Genomic DNA, 23,246 nt, shown 5'->3' with positions numbered 1-23,246 from the left:
AGAAGGGCTTCTGGTTATGACAGATGCAGTCCCTGCATGATATGGTAGAGGATTACAATGATCAGAGACGGAAGCATATTTCCGACACGAACACGTTTTCCGAATCCTACGTTGATTCCCACACAGAAAATCAGAACAGAACCTACATAAGAAAGATCACTGATCAGGGCATCACTGGCAAAAGAACCACACAGAGCTGCAAACAAAGTGATGCTTCCCTGATACAGAAATATCAGTATTGCGGAAAATACGGCACCGAGCCCATAGGTGGATGCAAAGATCATTACGATTACAAAATCAAGGACTGCTTTTGCCGCCAGCATGGAATAATCGCCGCTGATACCGTCCTGAATGGAACCCACAATTGCCATTGCGCCAATGCAGATGATCAGAGATACATTGACGAATCCGTCGACAAATTTCCCATCATTTTTGGCTTTGACTGCAGTACGGATCTTCTCGCCTGCAAGTTCCAGCTTCTGCTCAATGTCAATCCATTCTCCGAGAAACGAACCGAGAACCAGCGAGAGTACAAGGAGCATGGTTCCCTTCCTGCATACGGTCCGGCATTCCTTTTTTTACGCAGAGTCCGAGCAGACCGCCTGCAACGACAGCCGCTGTGTTGATTATTGTTCCAAGTCCTATCATGTTCTTTTCCTCCCGATGTCTGTCTGTAATCTGATTTTTCTAAAGCACATTATAGCACTGATTCCGGTAATTACACCACTTTTTTATTACTTTAAAGCGAGAAAATGTAAATGGATTTCTGCTCTGCACTGTGGGAATATAAAGGAAGATGAAAAAAATGGAGCATACGGGATTCGAACCCGTGGCCTCCACAATGCGAATGTGGCGCGCTCCCAACTGCGCTAATGCCCCAAAAAAGAAGCAATCGTCTGTACCATGCTTCCATATAAGATATTATAGCACTGGATTTAGCGAAATCAATAGAGAAGATTTTAAATGACAAATTGTAAATAATACTACTGCATTTATCTGTGGATAGGATATAATGAATGTGATATAGAAAAACAGATAAGCAGAGGAGGATACAGAGTATGATCTGTAAATATGTGTTTGGTCATCCGATGGATACGCATGCTGTTGTGATGGAAGTGTCGGAAAGTAAGCAGGAATTAACGTTGATGCAGGCAGAAGTGAAAGAGGATGCAATTCGTTTGTCCTGCCGTATGGAGGATGAGGACGTGGTATTCGGTCTTGGCGAACAGGTCCGCGGCATGAATAAACGGGGATTCTCCTATATCAGTAATGCAACGGACGATCCACACCATACGGAGAATAAGCATTCATTATATGGAGTACATAACTTTCTGATTCTGAATCGCGCAAAGAAATCAGAAGAAGAGCATAAAGCGCAAAGCTTTGGAATCTTTGTGGATGATCCGGGGACAGTCATTTTCGATGTCGGCGAGACCCGGATGGATGAGCTTGCCATTACGGCGGGCAAAGACTGTGTGGTCTATGTGGTGGAAGGAGAATGTCTTAAAGATATCGTAAAACAGTTCCGAAAGCTGATCGGGACCAGCTATATCGCACCGAAGTGGGCGTTTGGATACCAGCAGTCCAGGTGGAGTTATATGACGGAGGATGAAGTCCGGGAAGTTGTGGACGGGCATCATCAGAATGGAATTCCACTGGATGCCGTTTATCTGGATATTGATTATATGGAACGATATAAAGACTTTACGGTCAATCAGGAAACGTTTCCGGATTTTAAGAATTTTACGGAAGAGATGAAAGAGCGGGGAGTCCATCTGGTTCCGATCATTGATGCCGGGGTGAAAATAGAAGAGGGATACCAGGTCTATGAAGAAGGGGTTCAGAAGAACTATTTCTGCAAGGATGAGGATGGGGAGGACTTTGTGGCAGCAGTGTGGCCGGGTAAGGTACATTTCCCGGATGTGCTGAATGCAGAAGCAAGAGCATGGTTTGGCGGTAAATACCGTTTCCTGATGGAGCAGGGGATCGATGGATTCTGGAATGATATGAATGAACCTGCAATCTTTTACTCGGAAAAGAATCTGAAAAAGGTTCTGGAAGAGCTGGATGAAATGAAAGGAAAAAATCTGGATCTCTATGAATTCTTCCACATGAGAGATCTGGTATCCGGACTTTCAAACAGTGCGGTAGATTATCAGAGCTTTTATCACAATATGGATGGGGTAAAGGTTCGTCATGATAAAGTGCATAATCTGTATGGTTTCAATATGACAAGGGCTGCTGCGGAGGCATTTGATCAGATCGCGCCGGATCGGCGGACGCTGCTGTTTTCCAGATCTTCTTATATTGGGATGCACCGCTATGGCGGCATCTGGACCGGAGACAATAATGCCTGGTGGAGTCAGCTCCTTCTCAGTATTCAGCAGATGCCGTCACTGAACATGTGTGGAATTCTGTATACCGGTTCGGATATCGGAGGGTTTGGCAGCGATACGACGGAAGATCTGATGATGCGCTGGCTGGAGTTTGCGCTATTCACACCTCTGATGCGCAATCATGCGGCGATGGGAACCAGAAGACAGGAAGTATATCGGTTTGAACGTCTGGAGTCATTCCGGAATATCATTCGTATGCGCTATGGACTTCTTCCGTATATCTACAGCGAATATATGAAGGCAGTGCTGAAGGATGAGATGTATTTCCGTCCGCTGGCATTTGATTATCCGGAGGATGAGCAGGCATACCGTGTAGAAGATCAGCTTCTGGTTGGTGAAAGCATCATGATTGCTCCGGTCTATGTACAGAATGCAAAGGGAAGATATGTGTATCTGCCCGAGGATATGCTGATGGTGTCCATGCGCTCTCTGGATGACAGAACATGTAAAGTGCTTCCGAAGGGACACCACTACATCGACGTGGCGATAGATGAAGTCGTCCTGTTTGTCCGGAAAGGATATATGCTGCCGCTTGCGGTTCTGGATGTAAAAGTCAGATCTACCGGGGATGTCAGCGAAGAACAGCTTCAATGGATCGGATATACTGATGATGTGGCAGAATATGTCCTGTATAGTGATGATGGATTATCCCGGAATTATACACCGCAGTCCGAATGGAAAAAGATACGTATGACGAAAGAAGAATTATTATAAAGGGACTGTCATTGTGGAGAGAATGTGAAAGAGACCGGTAGAATACTACTGGTCTCTTTTTGGAAGGAAATGGAATAATCTATGTAAATTTTACTTGTTGTTAGGCGAAGTCCGGTAATCATGCAAATGTATTCAGGTGTTAAGCACAACCACCGTCTTCTTTATTTGATATATTTATTGTAGCGTGAAATTATGAATCGGATATGTCAGAAATGGGAAAGATTTCTAAAAATTCTTAAGAAAACCATAAGAGCGTATAATTAATAAAAAAAGAAACGCAGCAGGAGGGATTTGAACCCCCGGAGCCTTTCGGCTCTTCTGCTTTCGAGGCAGATGCCATCAGCCGCTCGACCACTGCTGCATGAAAGCATTATAACACAGAAGACTGAACACTGTGAATACCTAAATTGTTTTTATTTTTTATTAAGTTTATACATTTTCTTTCCCCGGCATCAGTATGGAGAGAAATTTTTCGTAGTTCACACCATCATTATAAGGAACTTTTTCCCGCACAGAGTCCTTCAGAGAGTTTTCCAGAAATTCTCCTGTCGTTTTCAGAAGAGAAGGGAGTGCATCTCCGCGGGCAATACCACCTGCCATGCAGGATGCAAACAGATCACCGGTCCCGGAGTAGCTGCCTCCGATATAGGGGGTGGAAGTAAAAGAACATTCCGTACCATGAAGATAGAGGTTGCCGATCTGTGGTGCAGAATCGAAATCGTTTATGCATATTCCTGTGATGATGATGGTCTTTTCATTATCCCTGCAAAGGATCCGGCTTTGAGTCTGCAGCCTGCGGATGATATCTTCTTCTGACAGATCCGGTCTGAGAAGTGCATGATAATCCGTATCTGTCAGAAGACAGAACTCTGTCAGGTTGGGAGTGATGATATCGGCACGTGATACCAGCTGTTTCATCTGGTTTAACAGTTCCGGGGTATATACATCATAGGTCTGTCCGTCGTCTCCCATGACAGGATCGACCAGCAGGAAAGTGTCGGGTTCTTTGAAGGTGTCAATAAAGTGAAGAATCTGCTGAATCTGGCGGACACTTGCAACATATCCGGTATAGATACCGTCAAAGTGCTGATTCAGTTTCAGCCATTCCAGACGATAGATATCCATCTTATCTGTGTAATCATCGCAATAATAGCTGGGGTATTCCGTCTGAGCCGTTAATATGGCTGTCGGAAGAGGACAGGCCTGTACGCCCATCGCTGAGAGGACGGAGATCGCAGCTGTCAGTGAGCATCTCCCCAGTCCGGATAAATCGTTGATGACAGCAATTTTTTTCATGGCAAAGACTCCTTTCAAGGTTATTCCCGAAAATTTGTATGCTATATTTTAGCATTAATGTGGATTTTTTGGAAAGACCAGATAAGGGGAATGTGTACGGGCCAGTTGAAGCAAAAAAGACAAATATGGAAAAAATGAAAAAAATTTGGAAAAGATGTTGACATATTTGAAATAGTAGGATATAATAAATTTCGCTGTGGTGATGAATTACAGTTATGTGCGCGTAGCTCAGCTGGATAGAGCGTCTGGCTACGGACCAGAAGGTCGGGAGTTCGAATCTTCTCGCGCACGTGTAAAGCCTTGCAGGTTATCTGCAAGGCTTTTTGTATTGTACGGTTTCTGGGGAATTTCCGGACTTCCTGTATTTTGCCGGAGTAATGCCAATGTGCTTTTTGAAAACACGGTTAAAATAATATTCATCAGAAAATCCGGTTTTTTCTGCAACCTCATTTAAAGGCAGTGTTGTAGTAAGGAGCAACTGCATGGCATGCTCCAGCCGGTAGCGGTTCAGATAGGCGAATATGGTGGATCCCGTCTGTTTTTTAAATATGCGGTTCAGGTAATCAAAATTGACGGAAAGCAACTGTTCGATTGAAGTACTGGTAATCTTCTGCTGATAGGATGAGTGGAAATAATCCAGCAGTTCATTGATCTTGTCATACATTGCAGCACTGCTGCTGGATGGCGACTGGTCATAAGCATGAAGCATCCAGTAGCTGGAATATAAGGATAGCATTTCAACAATATGTCCGGAAGAAATGGATTTGTAGTACATATGTCTGGTCTGTTCCCGCTGGATTGCAGAGATGATCTGCTGCGTAATCTGAGAAAATGTCTGCGGGTTATCAATGTGCATATATTTGGGAATTGTGATAAATGTATCGGTATAATGAGATTCAGAGATGGACGGTGCAGTATAATTATTATGAAGATCTGTGCGTATCATGTTCTGGATCTCTTCTTCTGTCTCAATACATTGTCTGGAAAAAGTGGATGGATTAAAATGCACGAAGTAATAGGTGCATTTTGCAGGCTGATATCCGATCTGTTCATATCCCGGCTCCAGCAGAATGATATCTCCCTGTTTTAAAGGATATTCGATTCCGTTTTCGTTCATATACATTTCTCCGGATGCAATGAAGTACAGTATGTATTCGGTGTTTTTTCGATGGAAATGCTTCCAGTTCTCCGGAGTCACAGTCTGTCCCAGATAAGAAATATGTGGAAGTATATCGGATTTTAAGTAGAATATTGGGCTCATAAGTGTTTCCTCCTCCCCCTATCTTATAGCACAGGTTGGAAAAACATACAATATATAAGTCGCTATAGTACAAAAAAATATCACCGTTTTACATTTGCGTAAAGATAGGAAAAAGATATACTGATGATGTGATTTATTTTTGGACGCTTCCGAAAGCAGCAATCGTAACTCTGATATTAAAATCGTCCCGTAACTCTTTAGTTTCTGCCGGCTGCCAAAAGAAGTGTCATTTGGGATCGGCAAAATATTTGAAACAAATGTTTCAAATTAGTATATTTTGTACTATAATACTATAATAATGTTAAGTATAGTTTTGTATTGGTCTGGAGAGGGAAAATGATTACGATTAAAGAAATAGCAGAAGAAGTTGGCGTCAGTGCAACAACTGTTTCCAATGTACTGCACGGCAGGACAAAAAAGGTGTCTCCTGAGATGGTAAAGAAGATCCAGGATATCCTGGAGGAGAAAAATTATGTGCCGCGATTTGGATTGAGTGCATTGACAAACCGGAAGTCTAACATAATTGGAGTATTGATCAGTACCCCGGAATTTGTGGAGAGATCTCCGTATGAAAGACCATTTTATGGTTCGGTTATAGGTACACTGGAAAGTGCGTTCCGCGAGAAGGGTTATTATATCATGATATGTTCTTCGAAAGATATGCAGGAAGTCATGAGGATGATTCTTGGGTGGAATGTTGATGGAGTGGTTTCGATATCCCTGCCCCCCCAATATTATCAGGAGATAAAGAAACTCACAGGAAAACCGGTAGTATCTATCGATATGGATGTGGATATTTCTCATGTGGAAGGGTGCTATAATATTACTTCAACAGATGAGCTTGCCGGAGAAGAGATGACACACTATCTGCTGCAGCAGGGAATACGTAAGATTGTATATGCGGCCAACTCAAAAAAAGGTGCCGATCACCGGCGGTATAAAGGTGCAGTAAAGGTCTACAGGGAAAAGTTGGGAGAATCTGTTCAACTTGAAGAAATTATGCTCGGAGTGACACGTGAGGAGAGGATGGAAGCATACCAGAGACTGGCAGAATATGCAGGACAGCATGCGGCTGTTTTTTTCTCTACGGATTTTAATGCTGCAGAAGCGATCGGATATTTTAAGAGGCAGCATATTCGGATTCCGGAAGACATATCTGTTGTAGGCTGTGATGATGACGTATTTGCAGGACTGAGTGTCCCCGGACTTACCACGATTCGGATTGACAGCGTAAAAAAGGCAGAGATTGCTGCACAGCTTATGCTGGAACTGCTGGATGGAAAGCAGATTGAAGAGAAAGAAATAGAAGTAGAAACCTGTCTGATAGAAAGGGACAGCGTTTGTTTGAATGGAAAGGAACAGAAGGATGCAGAAAATCAACATTAGTGAGAATGGGCTTCACCTGGTGTTTGAGATCACTGATCAGAATGAAGTTAAATTCCTTCATTTTTCGCAGCTTCCGTTTCAGGAAGAACTTATCAGGAATGACTATGAAAAGACGGGGTTCCGGCTTGTGGAGATCGAACTTGCAGGTCTGGATCGTCCGGAAGAAAGACATGGTTCAAAGTATACGGTGACAGCGCCCGGATATCGCATGAAATACGTGTCACATAAGGATGGGCACAATACATATGGGCGTAAGCTGGAATTTGTCACCTGTGATGAAGAGACCGGAATCTATGTGACAAGCCATTTTCAGTTTTATGATGGGATTGCAATGGTCAGATGTTACAGCGTTGTGGAGAATCGCGGTTCTAAAGAACAGGTGTTGGAATATGTGACTTCTTTTAATCTGAATGGACTTGAAAAAGAAGGGATACTGCCGCAGGATCAGAAGATGAAAGTGGCGGTGATCCATAATTCCTGGCAAAGAGAGGTACAGTGGAAGGAGTATACACTTTCGCAGCTCGGACTGGAACAGTCACAGCCGGATCTTGCGCTGCGTTCGTCCAAAGCTTTTGGAATATCCAATACCGGAAACTGGTCGGCGAAAGAATTTCTCCCTATGGGCTGTGTATCCAATGCGGAAACCGGAAGCAGACTGTTCTGGCAGATTGAGCAGAATGGTTCCTGGCACTGGGAGATCAGTGATCAGACGAATCATCTGTATCTTCAGCTTTCCGGTCCGACGGAAAATCAGTCACACTGGTTCAGATGTCTGAAACCGGGGGAGAGTTTTACTTCTGCTGCTGCGGCAGTGGGATCCGTATGCGGCGGATATGAGGAGATGGCAGAAGAGCTTACAAAATACCGTCGGAGAATCCGTAGACCGAATGAAGATAATGAGAAACTCGCGGTCATTTTTAATGACTATATGAACTGTCTGTGGGCAGAGCCGACAACGGAAAAGGAACTTCCTTTGATTGATGCAGCGGCGGAGATTGGCTGTGAATATTATTGTATCGATGCAGGCTGGTATGCAGATGGATACTGGTGGGATGAAGTAGGAGAATGGCTTCCGTCCGATAAGAGGTTCCCGAATGGAATCAAAGAGGTCATTGACTATATAAGATCCAAAGGCATGATACCCGGACTCTGGCTGGAGCTGGAAGTGATGGGCATTCATTGTCCGAAGGTGAAGGACATGCCGGAGGAATGCTTTTTCCACAGGCATGGGAAAAGAGTGTTCGATAGAAGCAGGTATCAGCTTGACTTCAGACATCCCGCGGTACGTGCACATGCGACAGAGGTGATTGACCGTCTGGTGCAGGAGTATGGGGTTGGATATATTAAGATGGATTATAATATAGAACCGGGACTGGGTACAGAGGTGAATGCTGACAGTGCGGGAGACGGGCTCCTTGGGCATGAACGAGCATATCTTCAGTGGTTGGACGGTATATTTGAAAAATATCCGCATCTGATTATTGAAAATTGTTCCAGCGGAGGACTTCGGATGGATTATGCCATGCTGCAAAGGCACAGTATCCAGTCAACCAGCGATCAGGAAGGATATCTGAATTATGCTACGATTGCAGCAAATTCACCTCTGGGAGTAACTATGGAGCAGTCGGCGATCTGGTCTTATCCGAGAATAGAAGGTGATAAAGAAGAGACCATTTTTAATATGGTCAATGCGATGCTGATGCGTGTACACCAAAGTGGACATATGGTGGATATTGCTCCGGAAAGAAGGGAACTGGTGAAAGAAGGTCTGGATTATTATAAGTCGATTCGTTCTGATATCAGAAGTTCCTATCCATTCTGGCCACTTGGATTTTCTTCGTTTTCTGATGACTGGGTGAGCCTTGGATTGAGAGGCGGTCGGGCGACTTATCTGTCTGTGTGGCGAAGAGGCGGCGGAGAATATATGGAACTTCCGATTCCGCACCTTCAGGGAAGAAAACTGGATGTAAGGTGTGCATATCCTTCTGAAGGGAACTGTGATTACAGGTGGAATGCTCAGACAGGGATTCTTACGGTAAAACTTCCGTACGTGCCTTCTGCGAGAGTATTTGAATTGAATATCCGATAAAATTCGTGAAAATTGACATTATTTCGGGGCTGATAAGTCCCGAAATGGTGTCTTTTTTTGTAAAAAAATAATAAAAAATAAGTTTTTTTGGTATACAAAAAGAATATAAAAAATGCACAAAACACGATTTTGTTAGTTAGGTTTGCTAAAAAACCTATTGACACTTTGGGGGCGGGAACGTATAATTGGATATAGAGTTACAAAGGAAACAAAGGGAGGAGGAATACGTTAGAATGGGACGTAAAAAGAAACAGTTCTGGGAGAGTGTCCTGTACACAATTCCGGCAATCATTCTGGTTACGATTACTATCTATATTCCGTTTGTAATGAGTGGTTACTATTCATTGACACAATGGAATGGTATAGCAAAGGAACCAGTATTTATCGGACTCGAAAACTTCAAGAGGGTATTCAGCGGTTCTTCGGAGTTTATGAAGAGTCTGATCTTTACAGGAAAGTATACCATACTTTTTATGATTTTCTCTAATGTTCTTGCACTTGCAATTGCAGTGGCACTTGTACAGAAAATCAGATTAGCAAACCTCATGAGAGGTATGTTCTTTGTACCTTACATCATGAGTATGATCATCGTTGGTTTCATCTGGAAATTTATCTTTTCCCAGGGATTCGAAGTATTGTTCGAAAAGACCGGATGGGGATTTCTGAACTGGAGCTGGCTGGGAGAAAGCAATCTGGCCTTTCTGGCGATTGTAATCGTTGGTGTGTGGCAGTCATTGGGATTTTATATCGTGCTTTACATTGCGGGTCTTCAGGCAGTGCCCGGGGATGTGCTTGAGGCGGCAACGGTAGATGGAGCAACATCCTGGACAAGATTCTTTAAAGTAACACTTCCATTGCTTGGCCCTTCCATCACAACATGTGTGTTCATGTCTCTGACAAATGCATTGAAGGTATTCGATATTATTCTGGCATTGACCAAGGGTGGACCCGGAGGAACGACATACAGTGCGACACTTGATATTTACCGTGAAGCATTCCAGAATAACAATTATGGTCTGGGTTCCGCAAAATCACTGGTATTCTTTGTAGTAGTACTGGTAATCACACAGGTAGCTATGAAGATTATGAAGAGTAGGGAGGTTGATTTGTAATGACTTTATCACAGAAAAAGAAATTAAAACTGATCATCCTTACACTGATTATGGCGATTGCAGCAGTGTTTTATATTTATCCGGTGTTCCTGATGTTTATCAACTCTGTAAAACCATTTGGTGAGGTTGTATCAGATGTTATTGCACTGCCGAGTAAGATTGAGATTGCGAACTATGCATATGTTATCGATAAGATGCAGTATGGCAAATTGTTCTTTAACAACCTGATGATCACTATCATCGGTATTGCGGGTATTATTATATTTGCTTCTTCTTCCGCATACATACTGAACAGAAGAAGAAATAAATATACGGCAATTGCTTCATTACTGATTACAACACCGATGCTGATCCCGTTTCAGACGATCATGATCACATTGCTGAAGGTTATGAATGTCATTCATCTTTCCAACAGCAGAGTGGGTCTTGGTATTCAGTACTGGGGATTTGGTATTCCGATGGCTGCATTTATCTACAGTAACTTTATGTCAACGATTCCGAAAGAAATTGACGAAAGTGCATTTATTGATGGTGCCGGAACATTCAGAACATTCCGCTCCATTATCTTTCCATTATTGAAGTCCGTAACATTTACCGTGATCGTACTGGATGTTATGTGGATCTGGAATGACTTCCTGTTACCGTTGTTGATGGTTAACAGTTCCAACGAGACAAAGACACTTGTACTGGCTGCTTATACATTCGTAGGTCAGTTCAATACACAGTGGCATTACGCAATGGCCGCGATGGTACTTGCAATCCTGCCGTCTATCATTATCTTCATATTCCTGCAGAAGTATATTGTAGAAGGTGTTGTTGCCGGTGCTGTTAAAGGATAAAAAAGAAAAAGGAGAGAATATTATGAAAAAGAAACTGGTAAGCGCATTATTGTGTGTTGCTATGGTTGCTACAATGTTAGCAGGCTGTGGCGGAAACAAAGAAGCTGACAGCAGCGAAGAAGGCGGAAGCGGAAGCTCTGGGGAAATCTATATGTTCATTTCTCAGCCTGAGTACGCAGATGCAATCAATGCTCTGATCGAAGAGTACAAGAGTGTTGAACCGGATGTAACAATCAATTATGAGACAACTCAGAACGATTATCCTACACTGCTGAAAGCAAAACTGAACTCTGGGGATACACCGGATATCTTCTCTTCCACATCAGGAAAAGAGATCGAAGTATACAAAGAGTATTCTTATGATCTGTCTGGTGAAGCACTGATGGATACCATGCTTCCGGCTGTAGCTGATACAATGAAGGATGCAAACGGAGAAGGCGTATACGGTATCGCAATTAAAGGAAACTACTTTGGATTACTTTATAACATGGATCTTCTTGAAGAAGCAGGAGTTGAGAAGATGCCGGAAACAGTTGAAGAACTGAACGACTGTGTTGCTAAGTTAAATGATGCAGGAATTACAGCATTCACAGGCGGATTCGCTGAGTGGTGGGTATTCAAACACATCTTCCAGCACTATGCAGGAGCTGCTGTTGAAGATTATCAGGCATTTGTAGCTTCTATGGAAGCAGGCGAAGGTAAATTAGAGGACTACCCGATCATTTCTGAGAACTTCTTTGATTTTATCGATCTTGTAAAAGACAACGGAGATGCAAAACCTCTGGAAGCTGACCTGAGTGCAGAAGAAGCTGCATTTGCAAATGGCGAAGCTGCTATTATGGTTGGACAGGGTGCATGGGTTGAAGAAGATGTGAAACAGATCAATCCAGATATCAACATCGGATTCAATGGTTATCCGGTATCTGATGATCCGGCAGACTGCCAGGTTATCACAGGTTCTGACCAGGCTCTTCGTATCAGCAAAGATTCTGAGAACTTAGAAGCAGTTCTGAACTTTATTAACTGGTGGTATACATCTGATTATGGTAAAGCATGGTTCACAGACGTTGCAGGCGTTGTTCCTCCAATCGAAGTTGACGGTGAGTCTGACTATGCAGTCATCACTCAGGGTAATGCATCTGTAGCAGAAAAAGGAAGTGCTCCACTTGGAGTTATCTACTCAACAGACAGCTTCCACACTGCAGCTGGTGAAGCTATGCAGGCTTACATCGGTGGACAGGCTACAAGAGAAGAGACAATGGCAGCTATTGAAGCAAAATGGGCTGAAATCGACGGATCTTCTAACTAATCAAAGTAATTCAATAATGAATTAGATTTGCTTTAAGGGGGGAAAGCTTTGCTTTCCCCTGTTTTTTTATAATTAAATAGTTTATCAGGAGGCCTAATATGAAATTTACAGAAGGTTATTGGGAAAAGAATGAAAGAGCAAATGCAATGCATGCCGCACAGGCATTTATTATCGAAAAAATTCCGAACGGTATGAAAGTTGTAGCTCCGACAAGAGTGATTACCGATCGTGGGGGAGCACTGGATGTATCTACGATTACGACAGAATTTACTTCCATCAGAAAAGATATCATCAGTGTGAGAAGTTATCATTATGAAGGCTATGATAAGAAAGAGCCACGTTTTGAGCTATTTGAAGATTATCAGAATGCAGAAGTAGAAATCAATGAGAAAGAAGCGGTTATGACAGCAGGCAATGTGGCTGTACGTGTAAACCGCGAGGATTTTAAAGTGACATTTGAGGCAGAAGGAAAAGTACTTACCAGTATCGGCTTCCGTAACCTCGGATATATGCAGTATGACAGAAAGACATTGACAAAATTCCCGGAAGACAATTATATGGCTGCAGAGTACAAGCCATATATGATGACAGAACTTTCGCTGGATCCGGGAGAATGTGTATACGGACTCGGTGAACGTTTTACAGCATTCGTTAAAAACGGACAGGTAGTAGATTGCTGGAATGAAGATGGGGGAACCTCTTCACAGATTTCTTATAAAAACGTTCCTTTTTATGTAACAAGTAAAAATTACGGTGTATACGTAGATCACAGTGACAATGTTTCTTTTGAGATCGCAAGTGAAAAAGTAGAGAATGTCGGATTTTCAGTAGAAGGCGAGGAGATCCGTTATCATATAATCTATGGAAAAACCATGAAAAACGTACTGGAGAATTACACAGATCTTACTGGAAAACCGGCTCTTCCGCCGGCATGGTCTTTTGGTCTGTGGCTGACAACTTCCTTTACAACAAACTATGATGAAGAAACGACCAGTTCATTTATCAACGGAATGGCAGAAAGAGACATTCCTCTGCGTGTATTCCACTTTGACTGTTTCTGGATGAAAGAGTTCCACTGGTGTGATTTTGAGTGGGATGAGAGAACTTTCCCGGATGTAAAAGGAATGCTGAAACGTTACAAAGAACGTGGACTGAAGATCTGTGTATGGATCAATCCTTATATTGCACAGGGAACGGCATTCTTCCGTGAAGGAATGGAAAAAGGATATCTGGTTCAGAGAGCCGATGGCAAGGGAATTAAGCAGATTGATAACTGGCAGCCGGGAATGGGTCTGGTTGATTTTACAAATCCGGATGCGGTTGCATGGTATACAGGAAAACTGAAAACACTTCTGGATATGGGTGTTGACTGCTTCAAGACAGATTTTGGTGAGAGAATTCCGATTGATGTGAAGTACTTTGACGGTTCTGATCCGAAGAGCATGCATAACTATTATACGAATCTGTACAACAGATGTGTATTCAAATTACTTGAAAAGGAACGTGGGGAAGGTGAAGCAGTCCTCTTTGCAAGAAGTGCTACCGTTGGCGGACAGCAGTATCCGATTCACTGGGGCGGTGACTGTTCAGCAACCTACCCGTCTATGGCAGAGAGTCTGAGAGGCGGATTATCCTTCGTATTATCCGGTTTCTCATTCTGGAGTCATGACATGGGTGGATTTGAGATGACAGCAACTCCGGATGTGTACAAGCGCTGGCTGCAGTTTGGTCTTCTTTCTACACACAGCAGACTGCATGGATCAAAGAGCTACAGAGTACCGTGGTTGTTTGATGAGGAGTCTGTAGATGTTTGCCGTGCATTTACTAAACTGAAAGCAAGACTGATGCCGTATATCTATCGAATCGCAGTCAACTCTCATGAGACAGGTGTTCCGTCTATGAGACCTATGATTCTGGAATTTGACAATGATCCGGCTGTGAAGTATCTGGATATGCAGTATATGCTGGGGGACAGCATTCTTGTAGCACCGATCTTCCGTGAGGATGGAAGTGTAGAATATTATCTTCCGAAGGGAACATGGACACACCTTCTTTCCGGAGAGACAAGAGAAGGAGGAACCTGGCAGGAAGATACATATGATTACTTCTCACTGCCGCTGTATGTAAGAGAAAATACATTGCTTGCTATGGGTGGAGAAGAGGAACGACCGGATTATGATTATACAAAAGATGTTCAGTTACAGCTCTATGCATTAAAAGATGGATGTGAAGCAAAATGTGAGATCACAGATCTTCAGGGAAATGTTGTTCTGACTGCAAAAGCTTCCAGAGCTGAAGAAAAGATTACATTTACTTCAGATGAGCTTGCGGAAGGCATGACATATCTTCTCGTAAATGTAAAAGAAGTGAAAAATATTTCCGGTGCAAAAGCAGAGACCACAGAAAAGGGAATTGTCTTAACACCGGAAAGCAAAGAAGTAGTAGTTGAACTTTAGTTTTCAGCTATGTCGGGAGCGTCCGGGTCTTCTTCGGAAGATCCGGAAACTTCTTCTTTTATATATTTTGGAAATATCTTATAGTCAAAGATATAGGATGCACACAGAGCCTCCAGGGCAAATCCGAATAACAGCCAGAGCATATAGACAAAACTCAGACTGCGTGGGAGCATGAGTGTAAGGACGGGCGGAGCAATCAGGACGATCAGTACACAGAGTGACCACTGGAAGCTGCCAATCCCCATTAAAAATGAATTTTTAATAATATTTCCGGTTGTGTTTTTGAATTTTGCCAGAACCGGAAAAGAAAAAATGATCAGAAAAATGATCAAAACAAACAGCAGATATGCCCCGATCAGAAGCGGCTGGTATTTTCCGGCATTGGAAGAACTGTAGATCCGGATATCTGCGAGCATAACAAATAACAAAAGCAGTGACGGAACCCAGATCATGGTTGCCTGCCTGAAGTTTTCTTTAAAAGCTTTGAAAAAGCTGCGTGCCATATAACCTTCCTGATCACGTGACATCTTCAGTGTTACCGTGTATAAGGCGGTTAAGGAAGCACCGATCGTGATCACAGGGAGACAGCAGATCATAAATACCAGATTTAAGATACACAGATCTGCCATCTTATTCAAAAAACGGAATATAGGGCCGTCCATGTTAAAAAAACTCATAAAAATACCTCCTTTGTATGTGTGGTATTATACTAAAAGAATGCATGAAATGCAAGAAAGAAGGGATTAAGAATCATGAGTGATTATCGTTTGCTGAAAAAAAATGAATGTGAAATCAAAGACTCATTTTGGAGTTATTATATAGATCTCGTAAGAGAAAAGGTAATTCCCTATCAATGGGAGATATTGAATGACCGGATTGAAGATGCTGAACCGAGTCATGCAATCGATAACTTCCGTATCGCAGCCGGAGAGATGGAAGGGCATTTTTATGGAGAAGTATTCCAGGACAGTGATGTGTCAAAGTGGCTGGAAGCAGTGGGGAATATCTTGATGCTGGAAAGAGATGAGAAGCTGGAAGCACAGGCTGACAGCGTGATTGATATCATTGCGAAGGCACAGGATGAGAGTGGTTATCTGGATACTTATTTTCTGATCGAAGCACCGGAAAAGAAATGGACCAATGTGCTGGAATGCCATGAACTGTACTGTGCGGGTCATTTTATTGAAGGAGCTGTGTCTTATTATCTTGCAACCGGTAAGAAAAAAGTATTTGATGTGGCGGTAAAACTTGCAGATTATCTCTGTGATGTCTTTGGAAAAGAAGAAGGAAAGATGCATGGATACCCGGGACATCAGGAGATTGAGATTGCATTACTGAAGCTGTACGATGTAACAGGCAGTGAGAAGTATTTTGAACTGGCACAGTATTTTATTGATACAAGAGGTACAAATCGGTTCTTTGAGGAAGAGTTTGAGAAAAGAGATCGTATCTGTCAGTGGACCAAAGCAAAAGTAGAGGAGCCGAATCGCTGGTATAACCAGTTTCCATACAGTTATTATAATCAGTTCCACCTGCCTGTGCGCAGGCAGAAAGAGGCTGTAGGACATGCTGTCCGGGGCGTCTATATGTATACGGCTATGGCAGATATTGCATCCAGAACAAAGGAAAAAGAACTTTTTGATGCCTGTAAAAATATCTGGAATAATATTGTTCAGAAACAGCTGTATATTACCGGGGGAATCGGGGCAACACATTCCGGAGAAGCTTTTACGACAGCTTATGACCTGCCGAATGATACGAACTATTCAGAGACTTGTGCATCTATCGGTCTGGTGTTTTTTGCACAGAAGATGTTAAAAAATGAGGTAAACAGAACTTATGCGGATGTGATGGAGCAGGCACTGTACAATACGATCCTAGGTGGTATGAATTATGAAGGAAACCGATTCTTTTATGTGAACCCGCTGGAGGTAGTTCCGGAGACCTGTTATGGGAATACAGAACGCAATCATGTGAAACCGGTTCGCCAGAAATGGTTCTCCTGCGCATGTTGTCCTCCGAATATTGCAAGGACACTTGCAGGACTCTGGCAATACATATATACGGCAGATGAAGATACTGCATACGTACACCTCTATATAGGAAATGAATCTAAGATCCGTTTGTCGGAACATACACTTTGTGTCAGACAGACAACAGAGTATCCGTGGAATGGAAACATTACGCTGGATGTCAGCGCGGATACAGACGAACCACTGACGGTTGCACTTCGCATTCCTGCATGGAGTGGGGAACAGTTTGTGATTACTGTTGATGGTGTCTGCCATGAGGTTTCCGCTCAGCCGAATGGATATGTGTATCTGAAGCAAAATTGGAATGGAAATCACAGAATTGTACTTGAACTTGTGATGAAGCCCGAACTCATCCAGGCCAATCGGCGTGTACATTATAATGGAGGTCGTGCAGCACTGGTCTGTGGCCCGGTAGTATATTGTCTCGAGGAAGAGGATAATGGCAGATATCTGAATCAGATTATGGTAGATGCAAAGAGTGAGTGGAAGGAAAAAGAGGGAACACTGGGAGGCCGAAGCCGGATCCTTGAAGGAAGAGGATGGCGTGAACAGATGCGAACAGATCAGGAATCTCTGTACCATGTATATTCTGAAGACAGAGAAGAGATTGCTGTGACGGCAGTTCCGTATTTCCTTTGGAATAATCGAAGTGATGGAGAGATGCAGGTATGGATGAGAGTGGGAAGATAATGGAACGCGTCCTGTTAAAGGGGACAGATCTGGAACTTAGCAATATCTGTCTTGGAACAGGAAGCTTCGGTGAGAAGATAACAAAAGAACAGGCGTACCAGATACTGGATGCCTATGTGGAAGCAGGCGGTAACTTTATTGATTCTGCCAATGTATATTGTAAATGGGTCGATGGACTGGGAAATTCCAGTGAACAGTACATCGGAAGCTGGCTGCGGGAACGTCATGCTCATCAGAAGGTGGTGGTTGCTACCAAGGGCGGGCATTATGATTTTCGGGATCCTTCAAGATCCAGGGTCAGTGAAGAAGCAATCCGGCAGGATCTGGAGGAAAGCCTTCGTACACTTGGCATGGAGAGGATTGATTTTTACTGGCTGCACAGAGATGATGAAACAAAGGATATCACAGAGATTGTAGACGTGATGGAAGCACTGGTCAAAGAAGGAAAGATCCGTTATTATGGTGCATCCAATTATAAAAAGTACAGAATCGAACAGGCACTCTCTTATGCACAGCAAAACGGAATGCAGGGATTTACTGCGGTATCGAATCAGTGGAGCATGGCCAGGGTCAATCCGGGTGCGAATATGAATCCGGATCCGACACTTGTGATGATGGATGAAGACTATTATCAGTGGCACAAGAGAAGCAGGATGCCAATGATTCCGTTTTCCTCCGGTGCGCATGGTTTTTTTGATAAACTGGATCGTGGAAAGGAGATGCCGAAGGCGATGCGGGATGCGTATATGAGCCGGGAGAATCTGGACAGATACCAGACTTTGTGCAGGCTTCGGGAAGAAACAGGAGCATCCTTATATGCGTTGTCGATTGCATGGCTTTTGAATCAGCCATTTCAGGTGTTTCCGGTGGCTGCTGTCTCACGTGTGGAGCAGTTGGAGGACTTTGTCCGGGCAAGTGGCATTCATATTGATGGTAATAAGATAGAAAAATATGGTTTCTAGGAGGATGAGAACATGAAACAGTGGTGGAAAGAAAGTGTAATTTATCAGGTGTATCCGAGAAGTTTTGCAGACAGTAACGGAGATGGAATCGGTGATCTGAACGGAATCACAGAACACCTGGATTATCTGAAAGAACTGGGGATTGATGTGATATGGCTGTCACCGATCTATCAGTCGCCAAATGATGATAACGGTTATGATATCTCAGATTACCGGGCGATCATGAAAGAGTTTGGAACAATGGAAGATTTTGACCGTATGCTTGCAGAAGCGCATAAGCGGGGAATCAAGATCTTAATGGATCTGGTCGTGAATCATACATCGGATGAGCATGCATGGTTTGTAGAAAGCAGAAAGTCAAAGGACAATCCATATCGTGATTATTATATCTGGAAAGATGGAAAAGACGGAAAAGAACCTAACAACTGGGGATCTAATTTCGGTGGTTCAGCATGGCAGTATGACGAGGCTACAGATATGTACTATCTCCATTGCTTCTCCAAAAAACAGCCGGATCTGAACTGGGAGAATGAAAAAGTCAGAAAAGAAGTCTATGATATGATGACCTGGTGGTGTGAAAAAGGAATCGATGGATTCCGTATGGATGTTATCAACATGATTTCAAAAGATCAGACTTTCCCGGATGGCCCGGTGGAAGACGGACTGTATGGCAATCATCAGCCATATGTGTGTGACGGACCGAAAATACACGAATACTTAAAAGAGATGAACCGGGAAGTTCTCAGTAAGTATGATATCATGACGGTCGGAGAAGCCTTGAACACAAAAATAGAGCATGCAATGCAGTATGCCGGAGAAGAGTCCGGAGAACTGAATATGGTTTTCCACTTTGAACATGTATCTCTGGGCGAGACTCTGGTTGGAAAATGGACAAATAAAAAGGTGCCTCTTAAAGAACTGAAGCAGACGCTGAATAAGTGGCAGACACAATTTGAGGGGAAAGCATGGAACAGTCTGTACTGGGATAACCATGATCAGCCAAGAGTGGTGTCAAGGTTTGGAAATGACAGTCCGATGTACCGTGTTGTGTCTGCAAAGATGCTTGCAACCTGTCTGCATATGATGAAGGGAACACCATATGTATTTCAGGGAGAAGAACTTGGCATGACGAATGCTTACTACGACAACCTGGAAGATTACCGCGATATTGAGACAATCAATGCCTATCATGAGCTGACGGAAAACGGGCTGATCACAGAAGAAGAGATGATGGAGTGTATAAAAAATATTGGTCGTGATAATGCAAGAACTCCGATGCAGTGGGATAAGACAGCAAATGCCGGATTCACAACAGGAACTCCATGGCTTAAGGTGAATCCGAATTATCTGCTGATTAATGCGGAAGATGAGAGAAAAGATCCGAACAGTGTATTCCATTATTATAAAAAACTGATTGCACTTCGCAAAGAATATGAGATAATTGTGAATGGAAGATTCGAAAGCCTGATGGATGACAGCGAAGAAATCTATGCATACGAAAGAATCCTGGGGGATGAAAGGATGCTTGTTGCATGTAACTTCACGGATAAGGAAGTAGAATGCTGTCTGTTCGATGCTGTCAGTCAGGGAAAAGAGCTGATATCAAATTATAAGCAGCACAAGAAAGGAATCCTCAGACCTTATGAGGCACGTGTTCTGCTTTATAAATAAAAAGAGGTGAATGGTATGGCAAAATATGTAATGGCACTGGATGCCGGGACCACAAGTAATCGCTGCATTCTGTTTAATGAAAAGGGAGAGATATGCAGCGTTGCACAAAAGGAATTTACCCAGTATTTTCCGAAACCGGGCTGGGTAGAGCATGATGCGGATGAAATCTGGTCCACGCAGCTTGGAGTGGCGGTAGAGGCGATGAGTAAGATTGGGGCGACTGCAAAAGATATTGCAGCAATTGGAATCACCAATCAGAGAGAGACGGTGATCGTCTGGGATAAGAAGACGGGAGAGCCGGTCTATCATGCAATCGTATGGCAGTGCAGGAGAACGGCGGAGTATTGTGACGGATTGAAGGAACAGGGGCTTACGGACATGATCCGTAAGAAGACAGGACTGATCATTGATGCGTATTTTTCCGCAACAAAGATTCGCTGGATTCTGGAACATGTAGAAGGTGCCAGAGAAAGAGCAGAACGAGGGGAACTGCTCTTCGGAACGGTGGAGACGTGGCTGATCTGGAAACTGACCGGAGGAAAAGCTCACGTAACAGATTATTCGAATGCGTCAAGGACCATGTTATTTAACATTAATACACTGGAATGGGATGAAGAGATTCTGAAGATTCTGGATATTCCACGTTCCATGCTTCCAAAGCCCATGCCGTCAAGCTGTATATATGCAGAGACAGACCCGGCTTACTTTGGCGGGGCGATTCCGATCGGAGGAGCAGCCGGAGATCAGCAGGCTGCATTGTTCGGTCAGACCTGTTTTCAGGCAGGAGAAGCAAAAAATACATATGGAACAGGCTGTTTTCTGTTAATGAATACCGGAGAAAAGCCCGTTTATTCGGAAAATGGTCTGGTGACTACGATTGCATGGGGACTGGATGGTAAAGTGCATTATGCACTGGAAGGATCTATCTTTGTCGCAGGAGCAGCGATTCAATGGCTTCGCGATGAGATGAAACTGATTGATTCGGCGGCAGATTCTGAATATATGGCAAAAAAAGTCAACGATACCAATGGATGTTATGTAGTACCGGCATTCACCGGTCTGGGGGCACCGCACTGGGATCAGTATGCACGTGGAACGATTGTGGGAATTACACGGGGAGTCAATAAGTATCATATTATCCGTGCAACACTGGAGTCACTCGCATATCAGGTCAATGATGTGTTAAGAGCCATGGAGGCAGATTCCGGAATATCTCTCAGTGCATTAAAGGTTGACGGAGGAGCAAGTGCCAATAATTTCCTGATGCAGACACAGGCAGATCTTATTGCGGCACCGGTCAAACGTCCGAAATGCATTGAGACAACAGCAATGGGAGCTGCTTATCTGGCAGGTCTTGCGGTCGGATACTGGAAAGACAAGGAAGAGGTTGTCAGAAACTGGGCAATTGATCAGACCTTTGAACCGGAGATTGAAGAGACGACAAGGGAGAAAAAGATCAAAGGTTGGAATAAGGCGGTCAGATATGCATTTGACTGGGCAAAGGAAGATTAGATATGGCAGGGGGAAGTATGATGGAGAAAGAAAAAATAACCTGCCATGGATGCTCAAATGAATGCCAGATGGAAGTGTATATAGAAGACGGAGAGGTTATGGATGTCACGGGAAACCGTTGCATGAAAGGCTATGCTTATGCACAGGAAACGGTGAATATGCATAGATAATCATCATTTTTTCTGGACTTTTCTATCAATATATACTAATATAGTATTTATCGAGAGCAATTTTGGAAGGAAGGAAGAAAAAATGAAAAAAAATGTTATTGTAGGACAATCTGGAGGACCAACAGCTGCGATTAATGCCAGCCTTGCCGGTGTTTATCGTACAGCAAAAGACCGTGGAGCTAATAAAGTATATGGTATGCTTCATGGAATTCAGGGGTTATTAGAGGAAAAATATATTGACCTTTCAGAACACATTAAAACAGAACTGGACGCAGAGCTTCTGAAAAGAACACCGGCAGCGTTCCTGGGATCCTGTCGTTTTAAACTGCCGGAAATTCATGAGAACAGAGAAGTATATGATAAAATCTTTTCTATTCTTGATAAGCTTGAAATTGAAGCATTTATCTATATCGGCGGAAATGATTCCATGGATACGATTAAGAAATTATCCGACTATGCAATTATTACAGGTCATCCGACCAGATTTGTAGGATGCCCGAAGACGATCGATAATGACCTTGCACTGACAGACCATACACCAGGATATGGAAGTGCTGCAAAATATATCGGTACTTCTATGAAGGAGATCATCCGCGACAGCTTCTGTCTGGAATATGCAAAAGGAGTTGTTACAATCGTAGAGATCATGGGACGTAATGCAGGATGGCTGACAGGTTCTGCCGCATTATCCAAGGGAGAGGATTGTGAAGGTCCGGATCTGATCTATCTTCCGGAGATTCCGTTCGATCTGCAGAAGTTCAGCGCGAAGATCAAAGAACTTCTCGAAGAAAAGACTTCTATCGTTGTTGCGGTATCTGAAGGTATCCGTACAGAAGATGGTACATACGTATGTGAACTTGGAAACAGCATTGATTTTGTAGACGCTTTTGGACACAAACAGCTGTCAGGAACTGCATCTTATCTGTCAAGCTTCGTTGCTGGTGAGATCGGATGCAAGACACGTGCAATCGAGCTCAGTACACTTCAGCGTTCTGCATCACATGCTGCATCTCGTGTAGATATACTGGAAGCTTATCAGGTGGGCGGTGCTGCTGTCAAAGCCGCTGATGAAGGTGATTCCGGAAAGATGGTAGTTCTTCAGAGACTGTCTGATGATCCATATCAGTGCGGAACAGAGGTAAAGGATGTTCATAAGATTGCCAACGATGAAAAGCTTGTACCGAGAAACTGGGTAAATGAAGAAGGTACTTATGTAACAAATGAGTTTATCTCTTATGTAAGACCGTTGATTCAGGGTGATGTTTCACCGGTTATGGTAGATGGTATTCCGAGACATCTGTATACACCAAAGGAACTGAGTCACAGAAAATAAAATCACAGGTGCTGTCT

General features: G+C 43.3%; 16 protein-coding genes, 3 tRNA genes and 1 pseudogene. 14 read left to right on the top strand and 6 right to left on the bottom strand.

The genetic code is table 11. The annotated features are described in order from the left end of the window. Nucleotides 1-14: 14 nt before the first annotated feature. A pseudogene (locus ABE547_RS03260) lies at nt 15-648 on the bottom strand (DUF554 domain-containing protein). A gap of 158 nt (nt 649-806) precedes the next feature. After that, nucleotides 807-879: transfer RNA gene (locus ABE547_RS03255), tRNA-Ala, on the bottom strand. Nucleotides 880-1,058: 179 nt separating this feature from the next. Between ABE547_RS03255 and ABE547_RS03250 the strand changes: the two genes are divergently transcribed. After that, on the top strand, nt 1,059-3,110 hold the full coding sequence (locus tag ABE547_RS03250) for a TIM-barrel domain-containing protein (protein WP_347377421.1): 2,052 nt from the start codon (nt 1,059-1,061) through the stop codon (nt 3,108-3,110). A 276-nt stretch (nt 3,111-3,386) separates the two neighbouring features. Here the strand turns inward: ABE547_RS03250 and ABE547_RS03245 are convergent. Together ABE547_RS03245 and ABE547_RS03240 are read right to left on the bottom strand one after the other, a co-directional pair. Then, nucleotides 3,387-3,471, bottom strand: a tRNA-Ser gene (locus ABE547_RS03245). A gap of 68 nt (nt 3,472-3,539) precedes the next feature. After that, entirely contained in the window at nt 3,540-4,406 is an 867-nt protein-coding gene (locus tag ABE547_RS03240) for a pyridoxamine kinase (RefSeq protein WP_347377420.1), read from the bottom strand. 217 nt (nt 4,407-4,623) lie between these two features. On the opposite strand from ABE547_RS03240, the gene ABE547_RS03235 reads away from it, so the two are divergent. Beyond that, nucleotides 4,624-4,697: transfer RNA gene (locus ABE547_RS03235), tRNA-Arg, on the top strand. Between the two features lie 16 nt (nt 4,698-4,713). Here ABE547_RS03235 and ABE547_RS03230 read toward each other — a convergent pair. Further along, nucleotides 4,714-5,667: an AraC family transcriptional regulator gene (locus tag ABE547_RS03230; RefSeq protein WP_347377419.1), complete on the bottom strand. Its 954-nt coding sequence runs from the start codon at nt 5,665-5,667 to the stop codon at nt 4,714-4,716. A gap of 336 nt (nt 5,668-6,003) precedes the next feature. On the opposite strand from ABE547_RS03230, the gene ABE547_RS03225 reads away from it, so the two are divergent. The 6 genes from ABE547_RS03225 (at nt 6,004) to yicI (ending at nt 14,858) form a co-directional block, all read left to right on the top strand. Beyond that, a complete protein-coding gene (locus ABE547_RS03225; protein WP_347377418.1) occupies nt 6,004-7,053 on the top strand; it encodes a LacI family DNA-binding transcriptional regulator in 1,050 nt (349 codons plus the stop codon). Continuing rightward, nucleotides 7,034-9,142, top strand: coding sequence for an alpha-galactosidase (locus ABE547_RS03220; RefSeq protein WP_347377417.1), 2,109 nt, complete (start codon nt 7,034-7,036; stop codon nt 9,140-9,142). The genes ABE547_RS03225 and ABE547_RS03220 overlap by 20 nt, the downstream gene beginning before the upstream one ends. Nucleotides 9,143-9,375: 233 nt before the next feature. After that, on the top strand, nt 9,376-10,254 hold the full coding sequence (locus tag ABE547_RS03215; RefSeq protein ID WP_347377416.1) for a sugar ABC transporter permease: 879 nt from the start codon (nt 9,376-9,378) through the stop codon (nt 10,252-10,254). Next, nucleotides 10,254-11,093, top strand: coding sequence for a carbohydrate ABC transporter permease (locus ABE547_RS03210; protein ID WP_347377415.1), 840 nt, complete (start codon nt 10,254-10,256; stop codon nt 11,091-11,093). Before ABE547_RS03215 ends, ABE547_RS03210 begins: the two co-directional genes overlap by 1 nt. A 22-nt stretch (nt 11,094-11,115) precedes the next feature. After that, nucleotides 11,116-12,402, top strand: a complete 1,287-nt coding sequence (locus ABE547_RS03205) for an extracellular solute-binding protein (RefSeq protein WP_347377414.1) — start codon at nt 11,116-11,118, stop codon at nt 12,400-12,402. A gap of 98 nt (nt 12,403-12,500) precedes the next feature. Further along, nucleotides 12,501-14,858 carry an alpha-xylosidase gene (yicI, locus tag ABE547_RS03200; protein ID WP_347377413.1) on the top strand — a complete coding sequence of 786 codons (2,358 nt, stop codon included), beginning with the start codon at nt 12,501-12,503 and terminating at the stop codon, nt 14,856-14,858. On the opposite strand, the gene ABE547_RS03195 is transcribed toward yicI, so the two are convergent. Beyond that, nucleotides 14,855-15,535, bottom strand: coding sequence for a YesL family protein (locus ABE547_RS03195; RefSeq protein ID WP_347377412.1), 681 nt, complete (start codon nt 15,533-15,535; stop codon nt 14,855-14,857). The genes yicI and ABE547_RS03195 overlap by 4 nt on opposite strands. 75 nt (nt 15,536-15,610) lie before the next feature. On the opposite strand from ABE547_RS03195, the gene ABE547_RS03190 reads away from it, so the two are divergent. From ABE547_RS03190 to ABE547_RS03165, 6 genes are all read left to right on the top strand, one after another. After that, complete coding sequence (locus ABE547_RS03190; protein WP_347377411.1) at nt 15,611-17,581, top strand: beta-L-arabinofuranosidase domain-containing protein; 1,971 nt, start codon at nt 15,611-15,613, stop codon at nt 17,579-17,581. Further along, on the top strand, nt 17,560-18,543 hold the full coding sequence (locus tag ABE547_RS03185; protein WP_347377410.1) for an aldo/keto reductase: 984 nt from the start codon (nt 17,560-17,562) through the stop codon (nt 18,541-18,543). Before ABE547_RS03190 ends, ABE547_RS03185 begins: the two co-directional genes overlap by 22 nt. A gap of 12 nt (nt 18,544-18,555) precedes the next feature. Then, on the top strand, nt 18,556-20,214 hold the full coding sequence (locus ABE547_RS03180) for an alpha-glucosidase (protein ID WP_347377409.1): 1,659 nt from the start codon (nt 18,556-18,558) through the stop codon (nt 20,212-20,214). 15 nt (nt 20,215-20,229) lie between these two features. Beyond that, nucleotides 20,230-21,726 (top strand): glycerol kinase GlpK, encoded by a 1,497-nt coding sequence (glpK, locus tag ABE547_RS03175; RefSeq protein WP_347377408.1) that lies wholly within the window; start codon nt 20,230-20,232, stop codon nt 21,724-21,726. 2 nt (nt 21,727-21,728) lie between these two features. Next, nucleotides 21,729-21,896 (top strand): hypothetical protein, encoded by a 168-nt coding sequence (locus tag ABE547_RS03170; RefSeq protein WP_347377407.1) that lies wholly within the window; start codon nt 21,729-21,731, stop codon nt 21,894-21,896. A gap of 82 nt (nt 21,897-21,978) precedes the next feature. Further along, the gene (locus ABE547_RS03165; protein WP_235249842.1) at nt 21,979-23,229 is read left to right on the top strand and encodes a 6-phosphofructokinase; all 1,251 of its coding nucleotides are present in this window, start codon (nt 21,979-21,981) and stop codon (nt 23,227-23,229) included. The last annotated feature ends 17 nt before the right edge of the window (nt 23,230-23,246 follow it).

The organism is Dorea sp. YH-dor226, assembly GCF_039832105.1.
Taxonomy (GTDB): domain Bacteria; phylum Bacillota; class Clostridia; order Lachnospirales; family Lachnospiraceae; genus Dorea_A.
This window is presented reverse-complemented; position numbering and strand designations above follow the sequence as displayed.

What these genes read in the sequence shown, in the direction of transcription:
- ABE547_RS03240 (WP_347377420.1), bottom strand. Translation starts at nt 4,406, where the DNA reads ATGAAAAAAATTGCTGTCATCAACGATTTATCCGGACTGGGGAGATGC.
- ABE547_RS03185 (WP_347377410.1), top strand. Translation starts at nt 17,560, where the DNA reads ATGGATGAGAGTGGGAAGATAATGGAACGCGTCCTGTTAAAGGGGACA.
- ABE547_RS03225 (WP_347377418.1), top strand. Translation starts at nt 6,004, where the DNA reads ATGATTACGATTAAAGAAATAGCAGAAGAAGTTGGCGTCAGTGCAACA.
- ABE547_RS03205 (WP_347377414.1), top strand. Translation starts at nt 11,116, where the DNA reads ATGAAAAAGAAACTGGTAAGCGCATTATTGTGTGTTGCTATGGTTGCT.
- ABE547_RS03170 (WP_347377407.1), top strand. Translation starts at nt 21,729, where the DNA reads ATGGCAGGGGGAAGTATGATGGAGAAAGAAAAAATAACCTGCCATGGA.
- ABE547_RS03220 (WP_347377417.1), top strand. Translation starts at nt 7,034, where the DNA reads ATGCAGAAAATCAACATTAGTGAGAATGGGCTTCACCTGGTGTTTGAG.
- ABE547_RS03210 (WP_347377415.1), top strand. Translation starts at nt 10,254, where the DNA reads ATGACTTTATCACAGAAAAAGAAATTAAAACTGATCATCCTTACACTG.
- ABE547_RS03190 (WP_347377411.1), top strand. Translation starts at nt 15,611, where the DNA reads ATGAGTGATTATCGTTTGCTGAAAAAAAATGAATGTGAAATCAAAGAC.
- ABE547_RS03230 (WP_347377419.1), bottom strand. Translation starts at nt 5,667, where the DNA reads ATGAGCCCAATATTCTACTTAAAATCCGATATACTTCCACATATTTCT.
- ABE547_RS03165 (WP_235249842.1), top strand. Translation starts at nt 21,979, where the DNA reads ATGAAAAAAAATGTTATTGTAGGACAATCTGGAGGACCAACAGCTGCG.
- ABE547_RS03215 (WP_347377416.1), top strand. Translation starts at nt 9,376, where the DNA reads ATGGGACGTAAAAAGAAACAGTTCTGGGAGAGTGTCCTGTACACAATT.
- ABE547_RS03250 (WP_347377421.1), top strand. Translation starts at nt 1,059, where the DNA reads ATGATCTGTAAATATGTGTTTGGTCATCCGATGGATACGCATGCTGTT.
- glpK (WP_347377408.1), top strand. Translation starts at nt 20,230, where the DNA reads ATGGCAAAATATGTAATGGCACTGGATGCCGGGACCACAAGTAATCGC.
- ABE547_RS03195 (WP_347377412.1), bottom strand. Translation starts at nt 15,535, where the DNA reads ATGAGTTTTTTTAACATGGACGGCCCTATATTCCGTTTTTTGAATAAG.
- ABE547_RS03180 (WP_347377409.1), top strand. Translation starts at nt 18,556, where the DNA reads ATGAAACAGTGGTGGAAAGAAAGTGTAATTTATCAGGTGTATCCGAGA.
- yicI (WP_347377413.1), top strand. Translation starts at nt 12,501, where the DNA reads ATGAAATTTACAGAAGGTTATTGGGAAAAGAATGAAAGAGCAAATGCA.